Raw genomic sequence first — 2,957 nt, forward strand, 5'->3', positions numbered from 1 at the left:
CGACGGTGCTCCCCGGCCCGGGGCGGCGCGCGACCGCTGGGTTAGGCCCCTCGTGCCCGCCCCACGTGTTCCGGGGCCGGCACCAGCGGTCATCCTCGGCGCAGCAGGGGCCGGGCCAGGGCCCAGTAACCGCCGGCGACGGCGTTGAACGCTCCCAGGCCGGGTGTGGTCGGCACACCGGAGGGCGTGACCCGACCGGTCATCAGCTTCGCGATGACCCCGTCCGGCACCCGGCGTTCAGCCTGTAGCTGCCGTCGACGGCCGCGAACCCAGTCGCGGTTGCGCCACAACCAGCCCCAACCCCGCAGCTTCTGCCGGGACCAGCCGCCGGCGACCGCGGCGGTGAGCATGGCGGCCTCGGTGAGCAGCAGCGCCGGGGCGAGCACCACGAGTGTCCGCGCCTCGTAGGCGGTGAGCAGGGTGACCAGTCGGTTCCGCTCGACCAGGTAGAGCTTCAGGGCGTTGCGGGAGAACTCGTAGTGGTGCCGCACGACGGCGTCCGGCACGTACTCCAGTCGTAGTCCGCGCTGCCACAGTCGCAGGCTGAGTTCGGTGTCCTCGTGGTACGCGAAGTATTCGGCGGCGAAGCCGTCGAGCTCGCGCCAGAGCTGCCGGCTGATCACGAAGCAGCAGCCGCTGAGGGAGGGCACGGCACGGCGTACGGCGTGGTTGCTGGCCGGTTCGCCGTTGCCGCCGGCCCAGGAGAGGCCGGTGAAGTGCAGCGGGTTGCCGCTGGTGTTGATCAGCTCGGGGGTGTCGGCCAACCGGATCGACGCCATGGCCGCGCCTACGCCCGCTTCGGCGGCCACGGCGGTGGTCTTGGCCAGGGCGTCGGGTGCGACGACGGCATCGGAGTTGACGAACGCGAGCCAGTCACCGGTGGCTTCGGCGGCGCCGACCCGGCAGCCACCTGAGTAGCCGGTGTTCTCCTCCGGTCGGATCACCCGCACCCCGGGCAGGCCCTTGACGATGTCGATGCCGTCGCCGGTGCAGCCGTTGTCGACGACGATGAGGTCGATCTCGACGTCGGTGCTGGCCAGCACCGCCTGGGCGGCGTCGACGAGGTAGGGCTCCGGGCCGTAGGCGAGCATGACGGCGCTCACCCGGGGTCGGGTCATCGGATGCCTCCGGATGCGGCAGGGGCAACGGCCTCGGCGAGCGGCCGGGCGGGGGTGGTGGGTCGGCTGAAGCCGCCACGCAGCAGCATCGCCATGGTGGCGGCCACGATGACGGAGCCGATGGTGTACGCCAGTTCGACTCGCAGGGTGACCGGAGCCGGGATCAGCGTCACGGCGATCAGGGCGGCGACGCCAGCGGTCCAGGCGAGGGCCTGGGCGCGGTGCCGGTCGAGGGCGAGCAGGGCCTGACCGAGCACCATCGCCCACAGGTAGGCGAGCGTGGCGGCCGCCAGCCAGGCGAAGTCGCCGTGGCCGAGGACGCCGGGTGCGTCGAAGAGGGTGCCGACCAACCATGGGCCGAGCAGCACGGCGCCGAGGGCGCCGGCGAGGCCGAGCGCGGTGACGATGCCGAGCGCCCGACGAAGCAGGCTGTGGAAGCCTTCCTGGTCGCCGGTGGTGGCGGTGGTGGCCAGGCCGGGCAGCAGTGACGCCTGCAGGGAGCCGAAGACGAACAGGGGGATGCGGACCAGCACGAGGGCGGAGAGCAGTGCGCCGGCGGCTGCCGCGTCGGAGGGGGAGAGCAGCTGTACGTTGATCACCCCGATGTTCACCACGACCTGGGAGAGCAGGCTGGAGGCGGTGAGCAGGCCGAGGCCGCGTAGCAGCGTGGCCCAGGCGACCGGAGGGCCTCCGCCGATGGCGCGCAGCACCGGTGGCAGGGTGAGGAGGACGCTGACCAGGGGGGCGGCGACGAGCACGAGCCCGTACCAGACGGGCGACGTCACTCCGGCCAGCCCGAGCAGGGCCACCATGATGATCCGCAGGCCGCCGTCGATCCCGAGTTGAGCGCCGTACCAGGGAAACAGTTGCAGGCCGGAGAGGACGCCACGGGTGGCGTAGGCGACGGCCATCGCGGCGAGTGCGCCGATCAGCACGGTGACCAGGTTGCCGTCACCGGCGAAGAGCTTGTCGGCGAGCGGCTGGCGGCCGATGGTGACGGCCAACACCAGTACCGCGAGCATCACGGCGGCGACGGTGACGCCGCGGGCCAGCACCGGGCCGGGCGGCAGCCCCTGGCTGTGTCGGGCGGCGACGACCCGGGCGACCTCCTGCTCGATCGGCATGAACACGCCGATGCCGAGGGTGAACACGATCGACCAGAGCACCGACAGGGACGAGTAGTCGGCCTGGCTGAGGCTGTGGCCGGCGACGGCGAGGTGAACGTAGGAGGCGAGCCCGAGAAGGGCCAGCCCGGCACCGACAGCGACGGTGCCGGGCGGGACCAGGCTCAGTAGCCGTCGGATCACCGGCGGATGAGCGCCAGCGTGAGAACGGCGAACGCGCGGCCGAGGTAGACCATCGCCTTGGCGGGGGAGTGGCTGGGCGTGCCCGCCATCCGCTTGCGCATGGCGACCGGCACCTGGCGGATGCGGAAGCCGCGGCGAGCGGTGTGCACCAGGGTCTCCACCGTGTCGCCGAGGTATTCGGCCGGGTACCAGCTGGCGAACATCTCGATGACCCGCCGGTTGGCGGCCCGGAAGCCGGAGGTGGTGTCGGTGAGCTTGGTGCGGGCGACCCGGGACAGCACGGCGGAGAGCATGACCATCGCCCAGCGGCGGGGGCCGCGGACGTTGTAGTCGCCCTCACCGGCGAAGCGGGCGCCGATGACGAGGTCGTTGTCGTCGAGCAGGTCGACGAGCTTCGGCACGTACCGGGGGTCGTGCTGGCCGTCGGCGTCGATCTGGATGGCGACGTCGTAGTCGTGGTCACGGGCGTAGCGGTAGCCGAGGCGCATGGCCCCACCGACGCCGAGGTTGTACGGCAGTTTGGCGACCAGGG

The 2,957-nt window shown here is 72.1% G+C and carries 3 protein-coding genes; all 3 read right to left on the reverse strand.

Going from position 1 to position 2,957, the window contains the following annotated elements; all coding sequences use genetic code 11:
- Positions 1–89 precede the first annotated feature (89 nt).
- Positions 90–1,118, reverse strand: coding sequence for a glycosyltransferase family 2 protein (locus AB0B48_RS32720; protein WP_357208437.1), 1,029 nt, complete (start codon positions 1,116–1,118; stop codon positions 90–92).
- Positions 1,115–2,425 (reverse strand): polysaccharide biosynthesis protein, encoded by a 1,311-nt coding sequence (locus AB0B48_RS32725; protein ID WP_357208439.1) that lies wholly within the window; start codon positions 2,423–2,425, stop codon positions 1,115–1,117. Before AB0B48_RS32725 ends, AB0B48_RS32720 begins: the two co-directional genes overlap by 4 nt.
- Positions 2,422–2,957: glycosyltransferase family 2 protein (locus tag AB0B48_RS32730; RefSeq protein ID WP_357208442.1), on the reverse strand; the 536-nt coding region annotated here is incomplete at its 5' end. The genes AB0B48_RS32725 and AB0B48_RS32730, both read right to left, overlap by 4 nt.

The organism is Micromonospora sp. NPDC049089 (genome assembly GCF_040648775.1).
Lineage (GTDB): Bacteria > Actinomycetota > Actinomycetes > Mycobacteriales > Micromonosporaceae > Micromonospora.